General features: G+C 70.8%; 22 protein-coding genes and 1 riboswitch. Of the genes, 11 read left to right on the forward strand and 11 right to left on the reverse strand.

Translation table 11 applies throughout. The annotated features are described in order from the left end of the window. Positions 1 to 30: 30 nt before the first annotated feature. The 3 genes from rsgA to ACIBJF_RS09355 all read right to left on the reverse strand — a co-directional run bounded on the left by rsgA (position 31) and on the right by ACIBJF_RS09355 (position 3,430). On the reverse strand, positions 31 to 1,041 hold the full coding sequence (rsgA, locus tag ACIBJF_RS09345; protein WP_399173085.1) for a ribosome small subunit-dependent GTPase A: 1,011 nt from the start codon (positions 1,039 to 1,041) through the stop codon (positions 31 to 33). A 9-nt stretch (positions 1,042 to 1,050) separates the two neighbouring features. After that, entirely contained in the window at positions 1,051 to 2,367 is a 1,317-nt protein-coding gene (gene aroA, locus ACIBJF_RS09350) for a 3-phosphoshikimate 1-carboxyvinyltransferase (protein WP_399173086.1), read from the reverse strand. 340 nt (positions 2,368 to 2,707) lie between these two features. Continuing rightward, positions 2,708 to 3,430, reverse strand: a complete 723-nt coding sequence (locus ACIBJF_RS09355) for a M50 family metallopeptidase (protein WP_399173088.1) — start codon at positions 3,428 to 3,430, stop codon at positions 2,708 to 2,710. Positions 3,431 to 3,479: 49 nt separating this feature from the next. Here ACIBJF_RS09355 and ACIBJF_RS09360 point away from each other — a divergent pair, with 49 nt between their 5' ends. From ACIBJF_RS09360 to ACIBJF_RS09405, 10 genes are all read left to right on the forward strand, one after another. After that, positions 3,480 to 4,295, forward strand: a complete 816-nt coding sequence (locus ACIBJF_RS09360) for an SOS response-associated peptidase (RefSeq protein ID WP_399173089.1) — start codon at positions 3,480 to 3,482, stop codon at positions 4,293 to 4,295. Next, positions 4,296 to 4,922, forward strand: coding sequence for an alpha/beta family hydrolase (locus ACIBJF_RS09365; protein WP_399173090.1), 627 nt, complete (start codon positions 4,296 to 4,298; stop codon positions 4,920 to 4,922). Between the two features lie 256 nt (positions 4,923 to 5,178). After that, positions 5,179 to 5,874, forward strand: a complete 696-nt coding sequence (gene sigR / locus ACIBJF_RS09370) for an RNA polymerase sigma factor SigR (protein WP_399173237.1) — start codon at positions 5,179 to 5,181, stop codon at positions 5,872 to 5,874. Next, positions 5,871 to 6,173, forward strand: coding sequence for a mycothiol system anti-sigma-R factor (rsrA, locus tag ACIBJF_RS09375; RefSeq protein ID WP_351799508.1), 303 nt, complete (start codon positions 5,871 to 5,873; stop codon positions 6,171 to 6,173). The genes sigR and rsrA overlap by 4 nt, the downstream gene beginning before the upstream one ends. Before the next feature lie 109 nt (positions 6,174 to 6,282). Then, complete coding sequence (locus ACIBJF_RS09380) at positions 6,283 to 7,596, forward strand: HD-GYP domain-containing protein (protein ID WP_399173091.1); 1,314 nt, start codon at positions 6,283 to 6,285, stop codon at positions 7,594 to 7,596. After that, on the forward strand, positions 7,593 to 8,885 hold the full coding sequence (locus ACIBJF_RS09385) for an HD-GYP domain-containing protein (protein WP_399173092.1): 1,293 nt from the start codon (positions 7,593 to 7,595) through the stop codon (positions 8,883 to 8,885). Before ACIBJF_RS09380 ends, ACIBJF_RS09385 begins: the two co-directional genes overlap by 4 nt. Before the next feature lie 100 nt (positions 8,886 to 8,985). Continuing rightward, positions 8,986 to 9,966 carry a tetratricopeptide repeat protein gene (locus ACIBJF_RS09390; protein ID WP_399173093.1) on the forward strand — a complete coding sequence of 327 codons (981 nt, stop codon included), beginning with the start codon at positions 8,986 to 8,988 and terminating at the stop codon, positions 9,964 to 9,966. A 73-nt stretch (positions 9,967 to 10,039) separates the two neighbouring features. Continuing rightward, positions 10,040 to 10,690: a peptide deformylase gene (gene def / locus ACIBJF_RS09395; RefSeq protein WP_399173094.1), complete on the forward strand. Its 651-nt coding sequence runs from the start codon at positions 10,040 to 10,042 to the stop codon at positions 10,688 to 10,690. Positions 10,691 to 10,979: 289 nt separating this feature from the next. After that, positions 10,980 to 12,062, forward strand: coding sequence for an epi-isozizaene synthase (gene cyc1, locus ACIBJF_RS09400; RefSeq protein WP_399173095.1), 1,083 nt, complete (start codon positions 10,980 to 10,982; stop codon positions 12,060 to 12,062). Then, positions 12,062 to 13,444, forward strand: coding sequence for a cytochrome P450 (locus ACIBJF_RS09405; protein ID WP_399173096.1), 1,383 nt, complete (start codon positions 12,062 to 12,064; stop codon positions 13,442 to 13,444). The genes cyc1 and ACIBJF_RS09405 overlap by 1 nt, the downstream gene beginning before the upstream one ends. A 36-nt stretch (positions 13,445 to 13,480) precedes the next feature. On the opposite strand, the gene ACIBJF_RS09410 is transcribed toward ACIBJF_RS09405, so the two are convergent. The 8 genes from ACIBJF_RS09410 to nagB all read right to left on the reverse strand — a co-directional run bounded on the left by ACIBJF_RS09410 (position 13,481) and on the right by nagB (position 22,698). After that, positions 13,481 to 14,443, reverse strand: coding sequence for a GlxA family transcriptional regulator (locus ACIBJF_RS09410; protein ID WP_399173097.1), 963 nt, complete (start codon positions 14,441 to 14,443; stop codon positions 13,481 to 13,483). 257 nt (positions 14,444 to 14,700) lie between these two features. Beyond that, on the reverse strand, positions 14,701 to 15,714 hold the full coding sequence (locus tag ACIBJF_RS09415) for a ribonucleotide-diphosphate reductase subunit beta (RefSeq protein WP_399173098.1): 1,014 nt from the start codon (positions 15,712 to 15,714) through the stop codon (positions 14,701 to 14,703). Then, positions 15,714 to 18,089, reverse strand: coding sequence for a ribonucleoside-diphosphate reductase subunit alpha (locus ACIBJF_RS09420; protein ID WP_399173099.1), 2,376 nt, complete (start codon positions 18,087 to 18,089; stop codon positions 15,714 to 15,716). Before ACIBJF_RS09420 ends, ACIBJF_RS09415 begins: the two co-directional genes overlap by 1 nt. A gap of 147 nt (positions 18,090 to 18,236) precedes the next feature. Next, positions 18,237 to 18,315, reverse strand: a riboswitch (cobalamin riboswitch). A 77-nt stretch (positions 18,316 to 18,392) separates the two neighbouring features. Beyond that, positions 18,393 to 18,899, reverse strand: a complete 507-nt coding sequence (locus ACIBJF_RS09425) for a GNAT family N-acetyltransferase (RefSeq protein WP_399173100.1) — start codon at positions 18,897 to 18,899, stop codon at positions 18,393 to 18,395. A gap of 74 nt (positions 18,900 to 18,973) precedes the next feature. Then, entirely contained in the window at positions 18,974 to 20,602 is a 1,629-nt protein-coding gene (gene mctP, locus ACIBJF_RS09430; protein ID WP_399173101.1) for a monocarboxylate uptake permease MctP, read from the reverse strand. Beyond that, positions 20,599 to 20,862, reverse strand: a complete 264-nt coding sequence (locus ACIBJF_RS09435; RefSeq protein ID WP_399173103.1) for a DUF3311 domain-containing protein — start codon at positions 20,860 to 20,862, stop codon at positions 20,599 to 20,601. The genes mctP and ACIBJF_RS09435 overlap by 4 nt, the downstream gene beginning before the upstream one ends. A 123-nt stretch (positions 20,863 to 20,985) precedes the next feature. Then, entirely contained in the window at positions 20,986 to 21,750 is a 765-nt protein-coding gene (locus ACIBJF_RS09440; protein ID WP_351799543.1) for a GntR family transcriptional regulator, read from the reverse strand. Between the two features lie 165 nt (positions 21,751 to 21,915). Continuing rightward, on the reverse strand, positions 21,916 to 22,698 hold the full coding sequence (nagB, locus tag ACIBJF_RS09445) for a glucosamine-6-phosphate deaminase (protein WP_399173104.1): 783 nt from the start codon (positions 22,696 to 22,698) through the stop codon (positions 21,916 to 21,918). Positions 22,699 to 22,842: 144 nt separating this feature from the next. Here nagB and ACIBJF_RS09450 point away from each other — a divergent pair, with 144 nt between their 5' ends. Then, positions 22,843 to 23,472 carry a TetR/AcrR family transcriptional regulator gene (locus tag ACIBJF_RS09450; protein WP_399173105.1) on the forward strand — a complete coding sequence of 210 codons (630 nt, stop codon included), beginning with the start codon at positions 22,843 to 22,845 and terminating at the stop codon, positions 23,470 to 23,472. The last annotated feature ends 282 nt before the right edge of the window (positions 23,473 to 23,754 follow it).

Raw genomic sequence — 23,754 nt, forward strand, 5'->3', positions numbered from 1 at the left:
CCCGGGCCCCGGCAAACAACGAAGAGCTCCTCAGTCGCCTTCCTTGCGCTCCCGCGTGGCCAGCAGACGGCGCAGCGAGTACAGGCGCGCCGGGTCCGCGTGGCCCTCCTCGACCCACGCGTCCAGCGCGCAGTCCGGCTCGTCGTGGCTGCACGCGCGCGGGCAGCCCTCCGTGCCGGGTTCGAGATCCGGGAAGGCGTGGATGACGCGGGACGGGTCGATGTGGGCCAGGCCGAAGGAGCGGACGCCGGGGGTGTCGATGACCCAGCCGTCCGTGTCGGAGAGGGGCAGGGCGAGGGCGGACGTCGTGGTGTGGCGGCCGCGGCCCGTCACCGCGTTGACGCGTCCGGTCACACGCCGGCGCTCCTGCGGGACCAGCGCGTTGACCAGCGTCGTCTTGCCGACGCCCGAGTGGCCCACGAACGCGGTGACCCTGCCGTCCAGGTACTCCCGCACCCGGTCCGCGGCGTCACCGTTCTCCAGCTCCTCGCGGCTGGTGACGACGTACGGGATGTCGAGGTCGCCGTACAGCTCCAGCAGCTTGTCGGGCGGGGCCAGGTCCGCCTTGGTCATCACCAGCAGCGGCTCCAGACCGCCGTCGAAGGCGGCGACCAGGCAGCGGTCGATCAGACGCGGGCGCGGTTCCGGGTCGGCCAGGGCCGTGACGATCGCCAGCTGGTCGGCGTTGGCGACGACCACGCGCTCGAAGGGGTCGTCGTCATCGGCCGTGCGCCGCAGCACCGACGTACGCTCCTCGATCCGCACGATCCGGGCGAGCGTGTCCTTCTTGCCGGACAGGTCGCCGACCAGGGCCACCCGGTCCCCGACCACCGCCGCCTTGCGGCCCAGCTCGCGGGCCTTCATCGCGAGCACGGTCCGGTCGTCGACCAGGCAGGTCAGCCGGCCGCGGTCGACCGTGAGGACCAGGCCCTCGGCGGCGTCCTCGTGCTTGGGCCGGATGTTCGTACGCGGCCGGGTGCCCCGGCGGCCGGGGCGGGTGCGGATGTCGTCCTCGTCGGTGTGCTTGCCGTAGCGGCGCATGGCGTGTCCCTACTGCCCGAGCATCCCGGTCCACAGCTCGGGGAAGTCCGGCAGCGTCTTCGCCGTGGTCGCCACGTTCTCGATCCGCACGCCCTCGACCGCCAGGCCGATGATCGCGCCGGCGGTCGCCATGCGGTGGTCCTCGTAGGTGTGGAAGACGCCGCCGTGCAGCGGGCGCGGGCGGATGTGCAGGCCGTCGGCGGTCTCGGTGACGTCACCGCCGAGTTCGTTGATCTCCTTGGTGAGCGCGGCCAGCCGGTCCGTCTCGTGCAGCCGCAGATGGGAAACGCCCCGCAGGGTCGAGGGGGAGTCCGCGAGGGCGGCGACGGCCGCGATGCCCGGGGTCAGCTCGCCGACGTCGCCGAGGTCCACGTCGATGCCGTGGACGGCGCCGGAACCGGTGAACACCAGCCCGAACTCGGTGAGTTCGCAGGAGCCGCCCATCTCGGTGAAGATCTCCCGCAGCCGGTCACCCGGCTGGGTGGTGCGCTCCGGCCAGTCCGGGATCAGCACCTTGCCGCCCGCCACCAGGGCCGCCGCCAGGAACGGCTGCGCGTTGGACAGGTCCGGCTCGATCGTCAGGTCCCGGCCGAGCAGCGCGCCCGGCGTCACCCGCCACACGTTCGGCTCGCCGCCCGACTCCGGGGTGTCCACCTGGGCGCCGACCGCGCGCAGCATGTCGACGGTCATCCGGATGTGCGGCATGGAGGGCAGGCTCGCGCCGGTGTGCCGGACCTCGACGCCCTGGTTGAAACGGGGTCCGGAGAGCAGCAGCGCGCTCACGAACTGGGAGGACGAGGAGGCGTCGATCGACACCGGGCCGCCGTCCAGGGCACCGCCGCCGTGCACCGTGAGCGGCAGCGCGCCCCGGCCGTCGTCGTCGATCCGGGCGCCGAGCGCGCGCAGCGCGTCGATCACCCCGTGCAGGGGACGCTCGTACGACCGCGGGTCGCCGTCGAACCGGACGGGGCCGTCGGCCAGCGCGGCCACCGGCGGCAGGAAGCGCATCACCGTGCCGGCGTTGCCGACGTCGACCGTGGCCGGGCCGTGCAGGCCGGTCGGCAGCACCCGCCAGGCCTCGCCGGTGCCGTCCGGGCCGACCCCCTCCTCGATCTCCACGCCCATCGCGCGCAGGGCACCGGCCATCAGCAGGGTGTCGCGGGAGCGCAGCGGGCGGCGCAGCCAGCCGGGCTCGGAGGCGAGGGCGGCCAGCACCAGCGCGCGGTTGGTGACCGACTTGGACCCGGGCACGTGGACCGTCGCGTCGACGGCTCCGCTCGCGTGCGGGGCGGGCCAGAGGGCGGTGTGTGCGGGGTTAACGGTCATGCGCCCCACTTTAGTGGCTGGGGACGGCCGCACCCCTGCATGCCGCGGGGGGCTGTGGGCCGGCCGGGCCGCCGTGCCAATCCGGCTTTTTTCACGTGTGCAGTTTCTCGCTCGGGAGCGCGAACCCTTCCGGGAAAGAACGCACGACAGCCGTCGCGGACATCTCCTGCAAGCGGGAAACCCATCTGCTGGACATCTGGTTCACCGCCGAGTCCGGCATTCAGAAAGCGAGATCCGCGAGCACCGGGCCGCCCTGGAGGGCCTGAAGAAGGGCCACGCGGCCAACGCCGACACGGCACGGGCCGTCGTCGCACGGCAGCGCTGATCCCCGGGCCCGTTCTCACACCTCCAGCAGCCAGCGGCCCCCGCCGATCAGCGAGCACAGCGACACCGCGTGGAACAGGAACAGCCACAGCGCCGCCGGTACGTGCGTGAGCCGCGACAGCTGGTCCGCGTCCGAGTCCCCGGCGCCGCCCCGGGACCGCTTCATCTGCAGCTCGAACGGCGGCCGTACCCCGCCGAACAGCAGGAACCAGACCACCACGTACGCGAACGCCGCCTGCACCTGCGGTCCGGTCAGCCAGGACACCAGCAGGAAGGCGCCTCCCGCCAGCACCACGGTCAGGACGCCGTACGCGTTGCGGATCATCACCAGCATCGCCACCAGCAGTGCCGTCGCCGCCCACAGCAGCAGCGTGATGCGGCCGGCGGCCAGCAGGGCGGCGCCGCCGAGGCCCAGCAGCGAGGGGGCCGTGTAGCCGGCGGCGGCCGTCAGGATCATGCCGAGCCCGTACGGCTTGCCCCGGCTGACCGTGAGGCCGCTGGTGTCGGAGTGCAGCCGGATGCCGGTGAGCTGCCGGCCGGTGAGCAGGGCGATCAGCCCGTGGCCGCCCTCGTGCGCGATGGTGATCGCGTTGCGGGATATCCGCCACAGTGCGTGCGGGACCACCACGGCGAGTGCGGCCACCGAGGTGGCGAGCACCACCCACAGGTCGGGATCGGGCTGGGTACCGGTGAGCCGGTCCCACAGGTCGGGCAGCGCGAGGGCGGCGAGGCTGTCCATGTTCCGAGTGGCTCCCTGCGGTCGTGCGGAGTCTGGCAGTGTGGCACGTATGTGCGGACGGTATGCATCGAGTCGTAGGCCCGAGGATCTCGCAGGAATCTTTGAGATCGAGAAGTGGGAGCCCGAGGAGACCCTGGAGCCGGACTACAACGTGGCTCCGACCAAGGAGGTCTACGCCGTCCTCGACCGTCCCCTGAAAGACGCGGACTCCCCGCATCCGGTTCGCCAGCTGCGCAAGCTGAAGTGGGGACTGGTGCCGTCCTGGGCCAAGACGCCCGAGGGCGGCGCCCGCATGATCAACGCGCGAGCCGAGACCGTGCACGAGAAGCCCGCCTACCGCAGGGCCTTCGCCGCCCGCCGCTGCATCATCCCCGCCGACGGCTACTACGAGTGGGTCACCGGCACGCAGGAGCGCGAGCTGGAGGTCGAGGGCAAGAAGAAGCGGCCGCGCAAGCAGCCGTACTTCGTGCTGCCGGCGGACGGCTCGGTGTTCGCGATGGCCGGGCTGTACGAGTTCTGGCGCGACCGCACCCTGCCCGACGACCACCCCCAGGCCTGGTGGGTCACCTGCTCGGTGATCACCACGGAGGCGGAGAGCACCCCGCTCGCCGTGGCCCCCGCCGACGGCCCGCACTCCCTGGTCGACATCCACCCCCGGATGCCGCTGATGCTCAGCCCCGACCGCTGGGACGCCTGGCTCGACCCGGCCCGCACCGACCCCGACGCACTGCGCGATCTGCTGGCCCCGCCCCCGCCCGGCCTGATGCGCGCCTACCCGGTCTCCACGGCCGTCAGCAACGTCCGCAACAACGGCCCGGAACTGCTGAAGGAGCTTCAGGCGCCGGAAGAGGGCACACTCTTCTAGGTGATCGAGATTGTCGAGACCGACGCCGGGACCGCACGCATCACCTGGCACAAGGCGAAGAAGGCGCGGCTGGTCCTGGCCCTGAGCCACGGCGCGGGCGGGGGCATCGAGGCACGCGATCTCCAGGCGCTCGCCGGGACCCTCCCCGCGCACGGCGTGACCGTCGCCCTCGTCGAACAGCCCTGGCGGGTCGCGGGCAAGAAGCTCGCCCCCGCGCCGAAGACCCTGGACACCGGCTGGCGCGGCATCCGGCCCGCGCTGGCCGGGATGGAACTGCCGGTGATCTCCGGCGGGCGCAGCGCCGGCGCCCGGGTCGCCTGCCGTACCGCCGCAGAGCTGGGCGCCCACGCCGTACTCGCGCTGAGCTTCCCGCTGCACCCGCCGGGCAAGCCGGAGAAGTCCCGGGCCGAGGAACTGCTGGGCTCGGGGGTGCCGACGCTGGTCGTGCAGGGCGGCAACGACCCCTTCGGCAAGCCGGAGGAGTTCCCGAAGGGCGGCTACGAGCTGATCGAAGTGCCGTACGGAGATCACGGCTTCGCGGTCCCCAAGCGCGCGGAGATCACCCAGGAGCGGGCCCTGGAGATCATCACCGAGGGTGTCGTGGAGTGGTGCGCGTCACTCGGGTGACCCCCGGGAATGTTGCGGGGTGGACCTCTGTTGAGCCGGACAGAAGTGCTGAGGCCTCGGCACCGACGTCGTAGAAGAGGGAGTCCGCCGCATGGGTTCGACCATCTGCCCGGCCCGCAGCAGCCGTACTGACCTGGACTGGACGGTGCTGCACGCGGCCAAGGCCACTCCCATTCGAGGGGCGGCAGGCACGGGTCGTGTTCTATCCTCCGAAACGAGTGGGACCGGTCTCGGTCCTGCCCGGGATCTTGAGGAGGTGGGTCCGGTCACCGGTACCGACGCAGGGACCGACAACGGCCAGGCGGAGCAGCCCGAGGGCCAGGGCGTGAGCGCGGAGTCGTTCTCCGAGTCCACCGCCGAGCGCAGTTCGCGCTTCGAGCGGGACGCGCTCGAGTTCCTCGACCAGATGTACTCGGCCGCGCTGCGCATGACGCGCAACCCCGCCGACGCCGAGGACCTGGTGCAGGAGACGTATGCCAAGGCGTACGCGTCCTTCCACCAGTTCCGCGAGGGCACCAACCTCAAGGCGTGGCTGTACCGGATCCTCACCAACACCTTCATCAACTCCTACCGCAAGAAGCAGCGGGAGCCGCAGCGCTCCGCCGCGGAGGAGATCGAGGACTGGCAGCTCGCCCGCGCCGAGTCGCACATGTCGACGGGTCTGCGCTCCGCCGAGTCGCAGGCGCTCGACCACCTGCCCGACTCGGACGTGAAGGAAGCGCTGCAGGCGATCCCCGAGGAGTTCCGCATCGCCGTCTATCTCGCGGACGTAGAGGGCTTTGCGTACAAGGAGATCGCGGACATCATGGGGACACCCATCGGTACGGTGATGTCCCGGCTGCACCGGGGCCGCCGTCAACTGCGCGGCATGCTGGAGGACTACGCCCGTGAGCGCGGTCTGGTCCCGGCGGGCGCCGGAGAGTCGAACGAAGCGAAAGGCTCGGGCTCATGAGCTGCGGAGAGCCGCACGAGACGGACTGCAGTGAGGTCCTCGACCATCTGTACGAGTTCCTCGACAGTGAGATGCCGGACGTCGATCGCGACAAGTTCCAGCACCACTTCGAGGAATGCTCTCCGTGCCTGGAGAAGTACGGCCTGGAGCAGGCCGTGAAGAAGCTGGTCAAGAGGTGCTGCGGACATGACGACGTGCCCGCGGACCTGCGCGCGAAGGTCATGGGCCGGATCGACCTGATCCGCTCGGGCCAGACCGTGCCCGAGCACGACGTGACCGCCACCCCGCAGGAGAGCTGACCGCCGGGTCGTCACCCGAACGTGCTAATCCTCAGGTCGCATACCCCGCACCCCCCGATCCCCGCCCTAGGCTCCGACCCCGGACAGGCATGGTCGGGGGAGGGGCGCGATGGAGGCGGTACCCGCGAGGGCACGCGGCTATGTGGCCTGTGTCGCCCTGCTGGCGCTGCTCTGCCTCCTGCCGCTGCCGACGATACGCACCCCCTGGCCGGCGCTCGGCCTGCTCTGCGCGCTCTACGCCGCCTGTGAGCACGTCGTACGCCGCCGCTTCGGCGGCACCTTCTACCCCGTGCTGCTCGCCGGGGCGTTCCTGCTGCCGCCGCCGGCCGCCGCGCTGGTCCCGCTGCCCGCGGCCCTGCTGTCCCCGGCCGGGCAAGCCGGGCACCGGCCCGCGCCGCTGCGGCGCGTCTGGCGGGCCGCGCAGCCCGCGCTCGCCGTGTGGGGCGCCGCCCGGGTGCACTGGGCGCTCGGCGGCCGGGACGCGGTGGTCGCCTCCGACTTCCCGTACGCGCTGCTGCCCGCCGGCGCGGCCGTCCTCGCCTTCTGTCTGATCCTCACCGTCCTCGACGGCGGCATCCGCGCCGCCGCCCTCGGCATCCCGCTGCGCCGGGCCTGGCGCGGGCTGCTGTCCCGCTCCCTCGCGCCGGTCGCGGTGCACGGACTGGCCGGGCTGATGACGGCCGTGCTGTGGCGCAGCCCGTATGGTCCGGTCGCCGCGCTGCTCGTGCTGCTGCCGATGTGCGTGTCCTGGTGGGTCTTCGCCCAGTACCACCGCGAACGCGCCGCCCACCAGGCCACCATCCGCGCCCTCGTGCAGGCCGTCGACATCAAGGACGGCTACACCCGCGGCCACAGCGAACGCGTCGGACAGGCCTCCGTGATGATCGCCCGCGAACTCGGCATGGACGACGACCGCGTCGAGACCCTGCGCTTCGCCGGCATCCTGCACGACGTCGGCAAGCTCGGCGTCCCCACCCGGCTGCTGCGCAAGGACGGACCGCTGACCCCCGAGGAACGCCGGATCATCGAACTCCACCCCGAGTACGGCCACGAGATGGTCCGCGGGATCTCCTTCCTCGGCGAGGCCCGCGCCGCGATCCTGCACCACCACGAACGCCTCGACGGCAGCGGCTACCCGTACGGCCTCGTCGGCGGCCAGATCCCCGAGTGCGCCCGGGTCGTCGCCGTCGCCGACGCCTTCGACGCGATGACCTCCACCCGCTCCTACCGCCGGGCCCGGCCCGTCGCGGCGGCCGTCGCCGAGCTGGAGCGCTGCGCGGGCGCGCAGTTCGACCCGCGCATGGTGGACGCGCTCGCCCGCGCACTGGGCCGCTACGGCTGGCACCCCACCGTCACCTCCGAGGACACCGGGACGCCGCGGGAGAGCGAGGGCCGGTCGCCGGTCATCGGGGCACCCCGGTGACCGCCCTGCGGATCGTGCACGGCGCCGCCGCCCTCGCCGGGGCCGGCTCCCTCGCCGCCACCTTGTGGACCGGGCTCGACGAACGGGGCGTCGCCCTCGCCTTCGGGGTGCTCATAGCCGTCGGCGAGCTGACCCGGTGGAGCGACGCCGAGGTACGGCAGGCCGCCCCCCTCGCCACCGCCGGCTCGCTGTCGTACGCCCTGCTCGGCGCGGTGGCCGGACGGCCGACGCAAGCCGACGCGGCGCAGGTCGTCACCGTGGTCCTCGCGGCCGCCCTGCTCGGCGCCGTCCCGCACATCTGGCACGGACGCACCCCCACCCTCGACCATCTGGCCCGCCGGGTGCTCACCGTCGGCTTCGCCGCCGTCTGCTTCCAACCCCTCTACAACAAGGGCGTGTTCGCCTCCTGGAGCGGTCCCGCCTACGCCCTGCTCCTCGTCGCCCTGCTCTGCCTCACCGCCCTGTGCGACGCCGTCCTGGCCGCCGCTCTCGCCCACTCCCGCACCCGCTGGCCGTTCGGCCCGCTGCTGCGCGAGGAGCTGCGCGGGCTGCTCGGCATCGGCTCCGCCGTCTGTGCGACCGGCGCGGTGATGGCGCTCGGGGTCGCCGTCGCCGGGCTGTGGGCGCTGCCCGTGTTCTGCCTGCCCCTGCTGCTCACCCAGTTGTCCCTGCGCCGGTACGCGGCCGTCCGCGCCACCTACCGGCAGACCATCGCCTCGCTCGCCCGGGCCACCGAGATAGCCGGCTGCACCCCCGCCGGGCACGCCCGCCGCGTGGCCGCGCTCAGCCTCGCCGTCGGCCGGGATCTCGGCCTGACCGGGGGCGAACTGACCGTCCTGGAGTACGCGGCCCTCATGCACGACATCGGCCAGCTCAGCCTGGTCGACCCGGTCCCGGCCGGCGCCACCGCCGATCTGCCCGCCGCGCAGCAGCGGCGGATCGCGCTGCTCGGCGGGGCCGTCGTACGGCAGACCGGTGTGTCCGCGGCCGTCGCCGTGATGGTGGAGCGGCAGGCGGACCCCTACCGCGAACAGCCCGTCGCCGCCCGGATCATCCGGGCCGTGAACGCCTACGAGGAGAAGACCCGGGACGCCGGCCCCGAGGGGCCCCTGCGGGCGCTGGAGGAACTGCGCCTCGGCACCGCCGGTGACTACGCTCCGGAGGTGGTGGAGTCCCTGGCCAGGGTCCTCGCCCAGCCCCGGGCCTGGCGGGATAGCGCGCCGGTGGCGGGCGACGGGAGACGCACGGCACTGTCTGACCCTCCCCGCGGCTGGGTAACCCATGGGTAATGAGCGCCTCTCCCACCGTACGTGGTTGGATGCGAGGGAGAGGGTGTCCGGGGGCACAAGCCAGCCCACTGAGCGGAACTGGAACTGGCAGGCGGGAATCGTGAGGATCTTCGGCAAGGGACGGCACCGGCCCTCCGCCTCCTGGCGGCAGGCCACCGACCGCGCGTTCACGCTGATCGGCGACGGCCGGTACGAGGACGCGGGCGAGCTGCTGACACGGGCCGCCGATCTGGAGCCCTGGCTGTCGGAGTCCTGGTTCAACCTCGCCCTGCTGCACAAGTTCCGGCACGACTGGGAGCAGGCCCGCGCGGCCGGTCTGCGGGCGGTCGCGCTGCTGGACCGGGAGGCCGGGGCGCCCGACTGGTGGAACGTCGGCATCGCCGCCACCGCCCTGCAGGACTGGCCGCTGGCCCGCCGAGCCTGGCAGGCCTACGGGCTGAAGGTGCCCGGCGGGGCCACCGTGGCCGGGGAACCGGTCGGCATGGAGCTGGGCAGCGCGGCCGTACGGCTCTCCCCGGAGGGCGAGGCCGAGGTCGTGTGGGGCCGCAGGCTGGACCCGGCGCGGATCGAGGTGCTGTCCATCCCGCTTCCCTCGTCCGGGCGACGCTGGGGCGAGGTCGTGCTGCACGACGGGGTTCCGCACGGCGAGCGCACCACGTCCACCGGGCACGCGTACCCGGTCTTCGACGAGATCGAGCTGTGGGCGCCCTCACCCGTTCCGACCTGGGTGGTGCTGCTGGAGGCGGCCACGGAGGCGGACCGGGACGCGCTGGAGCAGCTCGCCGCGGACGCCGGGTTCGCCGCGGAGGACTGGTCCTCCTCGGTGCGGCTGCTGTGCCGGATGTGCTCGGAGTCGCGGATGCCGTCGGACGAGGGCGAGGGCGATCACCTGGACCCGCACGACCACAGCGAGCCCGGTCATCCCGGGCCGCTGGGGCATCGCACGGACGGACAGCTGTGGGTGCCGGAGCGGGAGTGCGGGGTGGCCGCGCCGGCTTCGCTGGTGCGGGGGCTGCTGGACGGGTGGGTCGCCGACAGCCCGGACTCGCGGGACTGGCGGGACCTGGAAGAGGTTTGCTGAGCCGCCGACGACCTGCCGCCTTTAGGCTGTACCCGAGACTTTTCCCAGGTTTGCAGGAAGGCGTACGTCGGTCATGGCGCAGCAGGACACCGATCAGCAGCACGCGGGCGTGCTCCCCGTCGACGACGAGGGATACGTCGTCGACACGGAGGACTGCGAGGAGCGCGAGAAGGCCTGGCGGGAGCGCGGGACCTCGCGGCCGATCACGGTCGTCGGCAACCCGGTGCTGCACAAGGAGTGCAAGGACGTCACCGAGTTCGGCGAGGAGCTGCAGCAGCTCGTCGCCGACATGTTCGCCAGCCAGCGCACCGCCGAGGGCGTGGGCCTGGCCGCCAACCAGATCGGCGTCGACCTGAAGGTCTTCGTCTACGACTGCCCCGACGACGAGGGCGTCCGGCACGTCGGCGTGGTCTGCAACCCCAAGCTCGTCGAGCTGCCCGCCGAGCAGCGCCGCCTGGACGACAGCAACGAGGGCTGTCTGTCCGTGCCGACGGCGTACGCGCCGCTCGCCCGTCCCGACTACGCCGAGGTGACCGGCCAGGACGAGCAGGGCAACCCGATCAAGGTCCGCGGCACCGGCTACTTCGCACGGTGTTTGCAGCACGAGACCGACCACCTCTACGGCTACCTGTACATCGACCGGCTGTCCAAGCGGGACCGCAAGGACGCGCTGCGGCAGATGGCCGAGAACGAGCCACGTTATCCGGTGGTCGCCAACGACTAGCGGGTGCCGGGGGCTTGGGGCGCCCGGCCGGGATCACTCCCGGTCGGGCGCCCTTCCCATGCCCGGACTCGCTCGTCCGTGCGTCGTACAACCGAACCTTTCTACCCGTCTGGTGATCCTTAATCAGTCACACAAGGGGGGATTCTCGGCACCCTGGGGTAGTGAGTGAAGCAAATCCGTTCCCATGACGGTCAGTTGTGGTGCTGAATGTAAGTGCGGGGATACGCAACGGCGCACGCCCGGTACGACAGGAGGGTGCGCGCTCCTGGCGGCGGAGAGGGGTTTGTACGTGCATGCTTTCCCACACGGCACCACAGCGACGCCGATGGCGGTCGTAGTACCACCCTCACTGGCACTCCCGGTGATCGAGTCCGCCTTTCCTCGGCAACTGCACCCGTATTGGCCGCGACTCCAGGAGAAGACACGGCTCTGGCTGCTGGAAAAACGGCTCATGCCGGCGGACAAGGTGCGGGAATATGCCGATGGACTGTGCTACACCGACCTCATGGCGGGCTACTACCTCGGTGCCCCCGACGAGGTCCTGCAGGCCATCGCCGACTACAGCGCATGGTTCTTCGTCTGGGACGACCGCCACGACCGGTACGTCGTCCACGGCCGGGCCGACGACTGGCGGCGCCTCAGGCACCGCCTCCACACGGCCCTCGACGCACCCCGGCACCATCTGCACCACCCGGATCCGCTGGTCGCGGGGTTCGCGGACAGCGTGCTGCGGCTGTACGGCTTCCTGTCGCGCACCTGGAACCAGCGGTTCGCCCGGCACTTCCACGCGGTGATCGAGGCCTACGACCGCGAGTACCGCAACCGCGCCGAGGCATACATACCCGGCGTCGAGGAATACCTCGCCCTGCGCCGGCACACCTTCGCGCACCGGATATGGACGGACCTGCTGGAGCCGAGCGCCGGGTGTGAACTCCCAAATTCCGTAAGGAAAAACCCGGCCTATCGCCGGGCCGCGCTGCTCAGTCAGGAATTCGCCGCCTGGTACAACGATCTGTGCTCGCTGCCCAAGGAAATAGCGGGCGACGAGGTCCACAATCTCGGCATCAGTCTCATCACCCATGAGAGGCTGACTCTCGAGGAATCGGTGGACGAAGTCAGGCGGCGCGTCGAGGAATGCATCGATGAATTCCTTCGAGTCGAGCATGACGCCCTGCGGTTCGCCGACGGCCTCGCCGACGACACGGTCCGCGGAAAGGAACTGAGCGCCGCGGTGCGCGCCTGCGTCGGCAATATGCGGAACTGGTTCAGCTCCGTCTACTGGTTCCACCACGAGTCCGGCCGGTACATGGTCGACACCTGGGACGACCGGTCCACGCCCCCGTACGTCACGAACGAAACGGCAGGTGAGTAATGACCGTCGAGTCTGTGCGGCCCGAGACCCCCGAGGCCACCACCGGCACCACCGAACTGCGTGAACCGCCCCTGGCCGGGGGCGCCGTGCCGGGCCTCGGGCACGGCCTGAAACTGGTTCGCGACCCGCTCGCGTTCATGTCCCGGCTCCGCGACCACGGCGACGTCGTACGCCTCAGGCTCGGCCCCAAGACGGTGTACGCCGTCACCACCCCCGAACTCACCGGCGCGCTCGCGCTCAACCCCGACTTCAAGATCGACGGGCCCCTGTGGGAGTCCCTCGAAGGGCTGCTCGGCAAGGAGGGCGTGGCCACCGCCAACGGCCCCCGGCACCGGCGTCAGCGGCGCACCATCCAGCCCGCGTTCCGGCTCGACGCGATCCCCGGCTACGGGCCGATCATGGAGGAGGAGGCGCACGCGCTGACCGAGCGCTGGCGGCCCGGCGAGACCGTCGACTGCACCTCCGAGTCCTTCCGGGTGGCCGTCCGCATCGCCGCCCGCTGCCTGCTGCGCGGCGAGTACATGGACGAGCGCGCCGAGCGGCTCAGCGTCGACCTCGCCACCGTCTTCCGCGGCATGTACCGGCGGATGGTCATCCCGCTCGGGCCGCTGTACCGGCTGCCGCTCCCGGCCAACCGCGAATTCAACCGGGCGCTGGCCGATCTGCATCTGCTGGTCGACGAGATCGTCGCCGAGCGGAGGGCATCTGGTCAAAAGCCGGACGATTTGCTGACGGCATTGCTGGACGCCAAGGACGACAATGGCGACCCCATCGGGGAACAGGAGATCCACGACCAGGTCGTCGCGATACTCACCCCCGGCAGCGAAACAGTGGCGTCCACGATCATGTGGCTGCTCCAGGTCCTCGCGGAACACCCGGAACACGCCGAGAAGGTACGGACCGAGGTCGAATCCGTGACCGGTGGTCGACCGGTCGGATTCGAACACGTCCGCTCACTACGGCACACCAACAATGTCGTCGTCGAGGCCATGCGGCTCCGGCCCGCCGTATGGATATTGACGCGGCGAGCGGTGACCGACACCGCGCTCGGCGAATATCGCATTCCGGCCGGGGCGGACATCGTCTACAGCCCCTACGCGATCCAGCGCGACGCCCGCTCCTACGACCGCCACCTCGACTTCGACCCCGACCGCTGGCTGCCGGAGCGGGCCAAGGACGTGCCGAAGTACGCCATGAGCCCCTTCAGCGTCGGCAACCGCAAGTGCCCCAGCGACCACTTCTCCATGACCCAGCTGAGCCTGATCACCGCGGCGATCTCGGCGAAGTACCGTTTCGAGCAGGTCGCGGGGTCGAACGACACCACCCGCGTGGGCATCACACTCCGCCCGCACAACCTGCTGCTGAGGCCGCTGCCTTGGTAGGAGGGTCAGGGTAGGACACCTGGTACCGGCGCGCGCTCAGGCGGCCTCAGGGCCCCGGAACGCGCGCCGGTAGGCGTTCGGGGTGGTGCCGAGCGCCCGGACGAACTGGTGCCGCAGCGCCGCCGCCGTACCGAACCCGGTCCGCCAGGCGATCGCGTCCATGGTCTCGTCGGTCCCCTCCAGCAACTCCTGCGCGCGCAGCACCCGTTGCCGCAGGATCCACCGGTAGGGAGTGGTCCCGGTCTCCTGCTGGAAGCGGCGCGCGAAGGTACGCGGCGCCATGTGGGCGCGGGCGGCGAGCTGCTCGACGGTCACCTCCTGGTCGAGGTGCTCCTCCATCCACACCAGCACCTCGCCGACGGTGTCGCACGGCCCCTTCGGCAGCGGCCGCTCGATGTACTGCGCCTGCCCGCCGTCCCGGTGCGGCGGTACGACCATCCGGCGGGCGATCTTGTTGGCGACCTCGGGGCCCTGCTCCTTGCGCACCAGGTGCAGACAGGCGTCGATCCCGGCGGCGGTGCCGGCCGAGGTGATCACGGGGTCCTCGTCGACGTAGAGCACGTCCGGCTCCACGCTCAGCCGCGGGTACTGGCGGGCCAGCTCCTCGGCATGGTGCCAGTGCACGGCACAGCGCCGGCCGTCCAGCAGCCCGGCGGCGGCGAGCACGAAGACGCCCGAGCAGACGCTGAGCACCCGGGCGCCGCGGTCCACCCCGCGGCGCAGGGCGTCGAGCAGCTCCGGCGGGAACGCGCGCGCGTCGTAGCGGGCCCCGGCCGGCACGGCGATCAGATCCGCCGACTCCAGGCGCTCCAGGCCGTGCTCGACCTGAAGGGTGAACCCCGCGTTCGAGCGCAGCACCGGGCCCTCGGCCGAGGCGACCGCGAAGTCGTACACCGGCAGACCCTCGTCACTGCGGTCGATGCCGAACACCTCGCAGACGACGGCCATCTCGAAGGGGTTCACGCCGTCCAGCAGCACGGCGGCCACGTTCTGCAGCATGCTGCCAGTGTGCCTCGCCGGTGGCAGTAAATCGAGGGTGTACGACAGTCCTGCCACTCCCGGTAAGGAGCATCCGGCGTGACAGTGGTGTACATGAACGTGACACAGACAGAAGGACTGCTCGGAATGATCGCCGTGATCGGGATCCTGGGCCTCCTGGTCCTCCCGGCGGTGATCGGCATCGCGCACGACAAGATCATCGACCGCCAGATCAGGAGGGCCCAGGAGGCCCGGAGCGATCGGGGTGGAAGGAGGGGTCAGAAGTCCTCGTCCAGGTCGACGGTGCCCTCCACCGCGACCTGGTACGCCGACGGGCGGCGCTCGAAGAAGTTCGTCAGCTCCTGAACGCCCTGCAGCTCCATGAAGGAGAACGGGTTCTGCGAGCCGTACACGGGGGCGAAGCCGAGGCGGACGAGGCGCTGGTCGGCGACGCACTCCAGGTACTGCCGCATCGACTCGGTGTTCATGCCCGGCAGGCCGTCGCCGCACAGGTCCCGCGCGAACTGCAGCTCGGCCTCGACGGCCTCCCGCAGCATGTCGGTGACCTGCTGCCCGAGCTCGTCGTCGAACAGGTCCGGCTCCTCCTTGCGGACGGTGTCGACCACGTCGAACGCGAAGCTCATGTGCATGGTCTCGTCGCGGAACACCCAGTTGGTGCCGGTGGCGAGGCCGTGCAGCAGGCCCCGGCTGCGGAACCAGTAGACGTACGCGAAGGCGCCGTAGAAGAACAGGCCCTCGATGCACGCGGCGAAGCAGATCAGGTTGAGCAGGAAGCGACGGCGGTCGGCCCTGGTCTCCAGCCGCTCGATCTTCTCGACCTCGTTGATCCACTTGAAGCAGAATCCGGCCTTCTCCCGGATGGAGGGGATGTTCTCCACCGCGGCGAAGGCGGCCGCGCGGTCGTCCGGGTCGGGGAGGTAGGTGTCCAGGAGCGTCAGGTAGAACTGGACGTGCACGGCCTCCTCGAAGAGCTGACGGCTCAAGTACAGCCGGGCCTCGGGGGAGTTGATGTGCTTGTACAGCGTCAGCACCAGGTTGTTGGCGACGATCGAGTCACCGGTCGCGAAGAAGGCGACCAGGCGGCCGATGAGGTGCTGCTCCTCGGGCGTCAGCTTCGCGAGGTCGGCGACGTCCGAGTGGAGGTCGACCTCCTCCACGGTCCAGGTGTTCTTGATCGCGTCCCGGTAGCGCTCGTAGAAGTCGGGGTAGCGCATGGGGCGCAGGGTCAGCTCGAAGCCCGGGTCGAGAAGGTTCTGGGGACGGTTGGACATTACTGGCAGGCCTCGCAGGACTCGGGGTTTTCCAGGGAGCAGGCGACGGCGTCGGGGTCGGCGGCCTGCTGGACGGGGATGGGGGTCTTGGTCTGCGCCTGGCCCTGGGCGGCGCGGGCGATGCGGGTCGCCGGGCGGGAGCGCAGGTAGTACGTCGTCTTCAGGCCCGACTTCCAGGCGTACGCGTACATCGAGGAGAGCTTGCCGATGGTCGGCGTCTCCATGAACAGGTTCAGGGACTGGGCCTGGTCCAGGAACGGGGTGCGGGCCGCCGCCATGTCGATGAGCCCGCGCTGCGGGATCTCCCAGGCCGTGCGGTACAGCGCCCGTACGTCGGCCGGGATCCACGCGAAGTCCTGCACCGAGCCGCCCGAGTCGCGCAGCGCCTCACGGGTGCGGGCGTCCCAGACGCCCAGCTCCTTCAGGTCCTGCACCAGATAGGAGTTGACCTGGAGGAACTCACCGGACAGCGTCTCGCGCTTGAACAGATTCGACACCTGCGGCTCGATGCACTCGTACACGCCCGCGATGGAGGCGATGGTGGCGGTGGGCGCGATGGCCAGCAGCAGGGAGTTGCGCAGGCCGACCTCGGCGATACGGCTGCGCAGGGCCGCCCAGCGCTCCGGCCAGGCCGGCTCGACGCCGTAGTGGTCGGGGTGCAGCACGCCCCGGGCCGTACGGGTCTTCTCCCAGGCCGGCAGCGGGCCGTTGCGCTCGGCCAGGTCGGCGGAGGCCTCGTACGCGACGAGCATGATCCGCTCGGCGATCCGCGTGGACAGGGCCTTGGCCTGCGGCGAGTCGAAGGGCAGGCGCAGCTTGAAGAAGACGTCCTGCAGACCCATCGCGCCGAGGCCGACGGGACGCCACTTGGCGTTCGACCGCCCCGCCTGCTCGGTCGGGTAGAAGTTGATGTCGACCACGCGGTCGAGGAAGGTGACGGCGGTGCGGACGGTCTCGTCCAGCCGCCGCCAGTCGAGGTCCCCGGTCGCCATGTCGACAAACGCACCCAGGTTGACGGACCCCAGGTTGCAGACCGCGGTCTCCCCGTCGTCCGTGACCTCCAGGATCTCCGTGCAGAGGTTGGAGGAGTGGACGACGTGCCCCGGCAGGGCCGTCTGGTTGGCGGTGCGGTTGGCCGCGTCCTTGAAGGTCATCCAGCCGTTGCCGGTCTGCGCGAGGGTACGCATCATCCGGCCGTACAGCTCACGGGCCGGCATGGTCTTCTTCGCCAGGCCCGCCGCCTCGGCCTTGCGGTAGGCGGCGTCGAACTCCTCGCCCCACAGGTCCACCAGCTCCGGCACGTCCGACGGGGAGAACAGCGACCACTGCCCATCGGCGTTGACCCTGCGCATGAACTCGTCCGGGATCCAGTGCGCGAGGTTCAGGTTGTGCGTACGGCGGGCGTCCTCACCGGTGTTGTCCCGCAGCTCCAGGAACTCCTCGATGTCGGAGTGCCAGGTCTCCAGGTAGACGGCCGCGGCGCCCTTGCGCCGGCCGCCCTGGTTCACGGCGGCCACCGAGGCGTCCAGGGTCTTCAGGAACGGCACGATGCCGTTGGAGTGCCCGTTGGTGCCGCGGATCAGCGAACCGCGGCTGCGGATCCGGGAGTACGACAGACCGATGCCGCCGGCGTGCTTGGAGAGCCGGGCCACCTGGTGGTAGCGGTCGTAGATGGAGTCCAGCTCGTCCAGCGGGGAGTCGAGGAGGTAGCAGGACGACATCTGCGGGTGCCGCGTACCGGAGTTGAAGAGCGTGGGGGAGGAGGGGAGGTAGTCGAGCCGGCTCATGAGCCGGTAGAGCGCGGCCACTTCGTCCACGGACCGGGTGGTGTCGTCCTCGGCCAGGCCGCTCGCGACCCGCAGCATGAAGTGCTGCGGCGTCTCGATGACCCCGCGGGTGATCGGGTGCCGCAGGAGGTAGCGGCTGTGCAGGGTGCGCAGGCCGAAGTAGCCGAAGCGGTCGTCGGCCCCGCGGTCGATCAGCGCGTCGAGCCGCTCGGCGTGGAGCCGCACGAACTCCGCGGTGCGGTCGGCGATGAGTCCCTCGCGGTGCCCCACGGCCACGGACTCGGTGAAGCACGTCACGCCCTGCGAGGCGGCCTCGGCGCGGATGGAGAGGGTCAGCAGCCGGGCGGCCAGCCGGGAGTAGGCGGGGTCCTCGGAGATGAGCCCGGCGGCGGCCTCGGTGGCCAGCTCGCGCAACTCCGACTCGTCCGCGCGCGCCGACCGGCCGCGCAGCGCGGCGGCGGCGACCCGGCCAGGGTCGGCGTCGGGGAGGTCGGCGGTCAGCTCGGTCAGGGTCCGCAGCAACGCGGTACCGGGACCGACGGTCTCCAGGCCGCTGGCTGAAGCCGGATCTGCTGGCGCGATGGTCACGTGGGGCTCTCCCTCGCTCGGCACGGGGGCCTTGCGGAGGGCAGGAGGCAGCCACGAGCGCACACGGCGTCGCGTCCACCGGCCCATCCCACGAGGCCCGGACGTCTGAAGGCCACCCGAACCGGACGGCCGGGTGCGCTGTCGGCAGGTCCTCGGACTGACTCCTGAGCGCAGACGCGCACAAGTACACCGTTGCGGGACAGTTCCGGATTCGCACCGGATTCCCCTGCGGCGACAGCGAGCATGAGCATACATCTAGTGCCGGGCTGTCGCGTCACCCCCAGATGTTGTGTCGTGGTGGTGTCAGAGCGTCAACTCGTAGGTGAGCAGAGTGATGTCGTCCAACTCGGGCAGCGGATTCCAGTCCCGCTCGGGTGTGCGAACGAAACCCAGCCGTTCGTAGATGCGGTGGGCGGCGTGCATGCTGCGCTGGGTCGACAGGACGACGGCCCGGCAGCCCGCGGTGGCCCGTGCGCGGTCGACGCAGGCCCGGACGAGGGCCTCGCCGGCACCCTGGCCGCGGCCGGCTCCGGCGACGGCCAGCATGCGGATCTCGGCCTCTCCGGGGCGGGCGATGTCGGCCATGGGACCGGGGGAGGGCACGAAGGTGACTCCGCCGAGGAGGGTGTCGTTCCGGGTGGCCACGAGTACGTCGGCCGCGGCCGCTCTCTTGGCCACGTCCCTGAGTTCGCCGAGGTACGCGTCGCTCTCGCCGAAGTCCAGGAGCCCGTCCTGGAGGTACGCCTGTGCGGTGATCTCGCCGAGGGCGTCGTATTCGGCGGGGGCTGCGGGGCGGATCCGGATGTCCATGGCACCGAGTCTGCCGGAGGGGTACGGCAACGGGCCGCCGGATTTCCTCCGGCGGCCCGTCGTACGGCAGTCGCTCAGTGACCGGCGCCCGCGGTGGCCGGCGGCAGCTCCACCTGGACCCCCGGGTCGCCCGCGTCCGCCGTGTAGTCCTCCGGCTTGGTCTCGTCGGCGCCCTCGGGGGCCTTCACGGCCTTGAGGACGAAGGTGAGGACCACGGTGACCACGACGTTGAGGACGAAGGCCGTGAGGCCGATGTAGCCGATCTCGCCGATGCCGGGGATCTCCTTCGCCGAGCCGCCGAAGTGCTTCTGCGTCGGGGAGGCGACGCCGTACGCGGCGACCGTGCCGTACACCATGCCGACCGCCCAGCCGGCGAGCAGGGCCCAGCGGTGGAACCAGCGGGTGAACAGCCCGCCGACCAGGGCCGGGAAGGTCTGCAGGATCCAGATGCCGCCCAGCAGCTGGAAGTTGATCGCCACTGTCTTGTCCATCGTCAGCACGAAGACCAGCGCGCCGACCTTCACCAGCAGCGAGACGACCTTGGAGACCTGGGCCTCCTGCTTCGGCGTGGCGTCCGGCTTGATGAAGTCCCTGTAGATGTTGCGGGTGAAGAGGTTCGCCGCCGCGATCGACATGATCGCCGCGGGGACCAGGGCGCCGATGCCGATCGCCGCGAAGGCCACGCCCGCGAACCAGTCCGGGAACATGTTCTCGAACAGCTGCGGGATGGCCAGCTGGCCGTTGGTGACCTTGACCCCGGCCGCGATCGCCATGAAGCCCAGCAGGGCCAGCAGGCCGAGCATCAGGGAGTACAGCGGCAGGATCGTGGTGTTGCGGCGGATCACCTCACGGCTCTTGGAGGACAGGGTCGCGGTGATCGAGTGCGGGTACATGAAGAGCGCGAGCGCGGAGCCCAGGGCCAGGGTGGCGTACGTCCACTGGCCGGCCTCCGGAGGCGCGAGCGCGCCGCGCGGCTTGCCCGTCGCCGGGTTGACCTGGCTGAAGGCGTGACCCGCCTTGGCGAAGATGTCGTCGAAGCCGCCCAGCTTGATCGGGATGTAGATGATCGCCACCGCGATGACGATGTAGATCAGCGTGTCCTTGACGAACGCGATCAGGGCGGGGGCGCGCAGGCCGGACGAGTAGGTGTACGCCGCGAGCACGCCGAACGCGATCAGCAGGGGCAGGTCCCGCACGAACCAGTTGGTGCTGCCGTCCCCGCCGACGCCCATCACGTCCAGCACCGCCTGGATGCCGACGAGCTGGAGCGCGATGTACGGCATCGTCGCCAGGATGCCGGTCAGCGCCACCGCCAGCGACAGGCCCTTGGAGCCGAAGCGGCCCCGGACGAAGTCGGAGGTGGTGACGTACCCGTGGCGGTGCGAGACCGACCACAGGCGCGGCAGGAACGTGAAGATCAGCGGGTAGACCAGGATCGTGTACGGCACCGCGAAGAAGCCGGCCGCGCCCGCCGCGTAGATCGCCGCCGGTACGGCGACGAAGGTGTACGCCGTGTACAGGTCGCCGCCGAGCAGGAACCACGTGATCCAGGTGCCGAACGACCGTCCGCCCAGGCCCCATTCGTCCAGGGAGTGCTCGTTCTCGGCCCTGCGCCAGCGGGCGGCGAGGAAGCCCACGACCGTGACGGCCAGGAAGAAGAAGATGAAGACGCCGAGCGCGACGCCGTTGACGCCGTCCTTCACTTCACCTCACCGCCCTTCTGGGAGGTGCGGCCGCGCTGGTCGCGCTGCCACAGCTTGTACGCGGTCATCGTGAGCGCGGTGGAGATCAACACCCAGGCCATCTGGTACCAGTAGAAGAACGGGATCCCGATGAACGCGGGGTCCGTCTTGGCGTAGGAGCCGACCCAGAGCATCGCCACGAAGGGCGCGACGAGACACAGGCCGATGACCACGCGCACCGGTGTCACCACCGGTGGTTTCACTTCAGGCGTTTCGGACATGACACGGCTCCGTCCCCTCGCTGATCACCTGTGTAATGCGCAGGCAATGTAGGTGACGGTGTCGTGGAAGCGGAAGACCTCGTCCGGATCTCGGTATATCGATTCAGCGACGGTCTGCGGGTCCTACTCGACCGGCCGCTTCAGCCGCGCGACGAACTTGTACCGGTCGCCCCGGTACACCGAGCGCACCCACTCCACCGGCTTGCCCTCGTGGTCCAGGGAGTGGCGGGAGAGCATCAGCATCGGCAGGCCCACGTCGGTGCCGAGCAGGCCCGCCTCGCGCGGGGTGGCCAGCGAGGTCTCGATGGTCTCCTCGGCCTCGGCGAGGTGGACGTCGTAGACCTCGGCGAGGGCGGTGTAGAGGGACGTGTACTTCACCAGGGAGCGGCGCAGAGCCGGGAAGCGCTTGGCGCTCAGGTGGGTGGTCTCGATGGCCATCGGCTCGCCGTTGGCCATGCGCAGCCGCTCGATGCGCAGCACCCGTCCGCCGGCGGCGATGTCGAGCAGCCCGGCGAGCCGGTCGTCGGCGGTGATGTACCCGATGTCCAGCAGCTGCGAGGTCGGCTCCAGGCCCTGGGCGCGCATGTCCTCGGTGTAGGAGGTGAGCTGGAGCGCCTGGGACACCTTGGGCTTGGCCACGAAGGTGCCCTTGCCCTGGATGCGTTCCAGGCGCCCCTCGACCACCAGCTCCTGCAGGGCCTGGCGGACGGTGGTGCGGGAGGTGTCGAACTCGGCCGCCAGCGTGCGCTCGGGCGGGACCGGCGTGCCCGGCGCCTGGGTCTCCGTCATGTCGAGCAGGTGCTTCTTCAGGCGGTAGTACTTGGGCACGCGCGCCGTACGGACGGTGGTGCCGGCCTCGTTCTCCGCACTGCTGACGTCGGTGCTCATGCTCTGCCTTCCCGGCTCCGGATGCCGAAAGCGACCGACATCCCATCGGCCACGGCTCACATCGTGGCACGGGTTCCTCTGTCAGGGCTCCACCCGCACGCTCCGTGATCCCCTCTATATACAATGGCGACCAAGGCTGGTCTAGTCCATAGCGGCGAGCAGGCGTCAGATCCCCTGCCAGTCCGGCTTGCCCGCGTAGGTGTGCCGGAAGTAGTCGGCCAGCTTCAGCTTGGACGCGGCCGCCTCGTCGACGACCACCGTCGCGTGCGGGTGCAGCTGGAGCGCGGAGGCTGGGCAGACGGCCGCGACCGGGCCCTCGACGGTCGCGGCGACCGCGTCCGCCTTGCCCTCGCCGGTCGCCAGCAGCACCAGGTGCCGGGCCTCCAGGATGGTGCCGATGCCCTGGGTGATGACGTGGTGCGGCACCTGCTCGATGTCGCCGTCGAAGAAGCGGGCGTTGTCGACGCGGGTCTGCTCGGTCAGCGTCTTGATCCGGGTGCGCGAGGCGAGGGACGAACAGGGCTCGTTGAAGCCGATGTGACCGTCGGTGCCGATCCCGAGAAGCTGCAGGTCCACCCCGCCGGCCTCGGCGAGCGCTCGGTCGTACGCCGCGCAGGCCGCCCGGACGTCCTCGGCGGTGCCGTCGGGTCCGAGGAACTTGTCCATGCCGATGCCGAGCGGCTCCAGGACCTCCCGGCGCAGCACCGAGCGGTAGGACTCGGGGTGGTCGGCGGGCAGTCCCACGTACTCGTCGAGCTGGGCGATGCGCGCCCGCGAGGTGTCCACGGCGCCGGAGCGCACCTTCGCGGTCAGCGCCTGGTAGACGGGCAGCGGGGTGGAGCCGGTGGCCACGCCGAGCAGGGCGTCGGGCTTGCGTCGCAGCAGCTGCGCCATGGCCTCGGCGATCAGCTCGCCGCCCGCGGCGTCCGGAACGATGACAACTTCCACGCTGGGCCTGCCGTTCTGAAGTGGGCTCTGGACGTCTATGTGGTTTAGACCAATCTAACAGAACCGGGTCCCCGGGGGAGCGCGCCCGCCTTGTGTTTCCGAGGGCCCCGCATTTCTCTAAGGGCCGCTATAAAATGCCCTCCCATGGTGAGTGGTCAGGACACGAGCACACGGGCCGGAGCCTCCAGATCGCGTGGCCGCCCGCGCTCCTTCGATCGTGCCACCGCCCTGGAGAAGGCGCTCATGGCCTTCTGGGAGCACGGCTACGAGGCCACCTCGGTCGCCGACCTCACCCGGATCATGGGCATCGGCGCTCCCAGCCTGTACGCGGCCTTCGGTGACAAGCGGTCACTGTTCGAGGAGGTCGTGCGGCTCTACGCCGACACCCACGGCGCCTTCGGCGATCGCGCCCTCGCCGAGGAGCCCACCGCCCGCGCCGCCGTCGCGTGCATGCTGCGCGAGGCCGCCGCCGCGTACACCGACCCCGCCCACCCCTACGGCTGCCTGGTCGTGCACGCCGCCACCAACTGCACCAGCCCCGAGGTGACGCGGCTGCTGCGCGATCGGCGCAACGCGGACATCGCCGCCTTCGAGTCGCGGATCCGGGCGGACGTCGCGGCGGGGCGGCTCCCGGCCGGCACCGACGCCGCCGCCCTCGCCCGGCACACCGGCGCCATGGTCCAGGGCATGTCCCAGCAGGCCCGCGACGGAGCGAGCCGTGGGGAACTGGAAGCGCTCGCGGAAATTGCCCTGTCCATCTGGCCCCAAGGGTGACCCGCGCGGGCTAGGCTGCGTGGCATCGCGTGCCATCGCTTCTGTGCACGGGGTGCACCGGTCTTGTGCGTCGGGGTGTGGACCGAGTCTTCGTGCATGCCGACAAGACCATGGACACATCGTTGTGGTCTAGTCCAGAATCGCAGTGGACATCCAAGTGAACAAGCCTCCGCCTTCCCCGCACAGGAAGGCGGACCGAGGAACCGGTGCTCTCTGCCCTGACTGCCCCGGCTCCTCGACCTTCGGCCGACCGGGACCGCACACCCCACGGCCGATGATGCT

This window comes from Streptomyces sp. NPDC050743 (genome assembly GCF_044456925.1).
GTDB lineage: Bacteria > Actinomycetota > Actinomycetes > Streptomycetales > Streptomycetaceae > Streptomyces.

Bases quoted from the DNA above. Each gene is read 5' to 3' on its own strand.
- ACIBJF_RS09435 (WP_399173103.1), bottom strand. From the start codon at position 20,862: ATGTCCGAAACGCCTGAAGTGAAACCACCGGTGGTGACACCGGTGCGC.
- ACIBJF_RS09405 (WP_399173096.1), top strand. From the start codon at position 12,062: ATGACCGTCGAGTCTGTGCGGCCCGAGACCCCCGAGGCCACCACCGGC.
- rsrA (WP_351799508.1), top strand. From the start codon at position 5,871: ATGAGCTGCGGAGAGCCGCACGAGACGGACTGCAGTGAGGTCCTCGAC.
- ACIBJF_RS09410 (WP_399173097.1), bottom strand. From the start codon at position 14,443: ATGCTGCAGAACGTGGCCGCCGTGCTGCTGGACGGCGTGAACCCCTTC.
- def (WP_399173094.1), top strand. From the start codon at position 10,040: ATGGCGCAGCAGGACACCGATCAGCAGCACGCGGGCGTGCTCCCCGTC.
- ACIBJF_RS09360 (WP_399173089.1), top strand. From the start codon at position 3,480: ATGTGCGGACGGTATGCATCGAGTCGTAGGCCCGAGGATCTCGCAGGA.
- ACIBJF_RS09450 (WP_399173105.1), top strand. From the start codon at position 22,843: ATGGTGAGTGGTCAGGACACGAGCACACGGGCCGGAGCCTCCAGATCG.
- ACIBJF_RS09380 (WP_399173091.1), top strand. From the start codon at position 6,283: ATGGAGGCGGTACCCGCGAGGGCACGCGGCTATGTGGCCTGTGTCGCC.
- rsgA (WP_399173085.1), bottom strand. From the start codon at position 1,041: ATGCGCCGCTACGGCAAGCACACCGACGAGGACGACATCCGCACCCGC.
- ACIBJF_RS09355 (WP_399173088.1), bottom strand. From the start codon at position 3,430: ATGGACAGCCTCGCCGCCCTCGCGCTGCCCGACCTGTGGGACCGGCTC.
- aroA (WP_399173086.1), bottom strand. From the start codon at position 2,367: ATGACCGTTAACCCCGCACACACCGCCCTCTGGCCCGCCCCGCACGCG.
- ACIBJF_RS09415 (WP_399173098.1), bottom strand. From the start codon at position 15,714: ATGTCCAACCGTCCCCAGAACCTTCTCGACCCGGGCTTCGAGCTGACC.
- ACIBJF_RS09440 (WP_351799543.1), bottom strand. From the start codon at position 21,750: ATGAGCACCGACGTCAGCAGTGCGGAGAACGAGGCCGGCACCACCGTC.
- ACIBJF_RS09425 (WP_399173100.1), bottom strand. From the start codon at position 18,899: ATGGACATCCGGATCCGCCCCGCAGCCCCCGCCGAATACGACGCCCTC.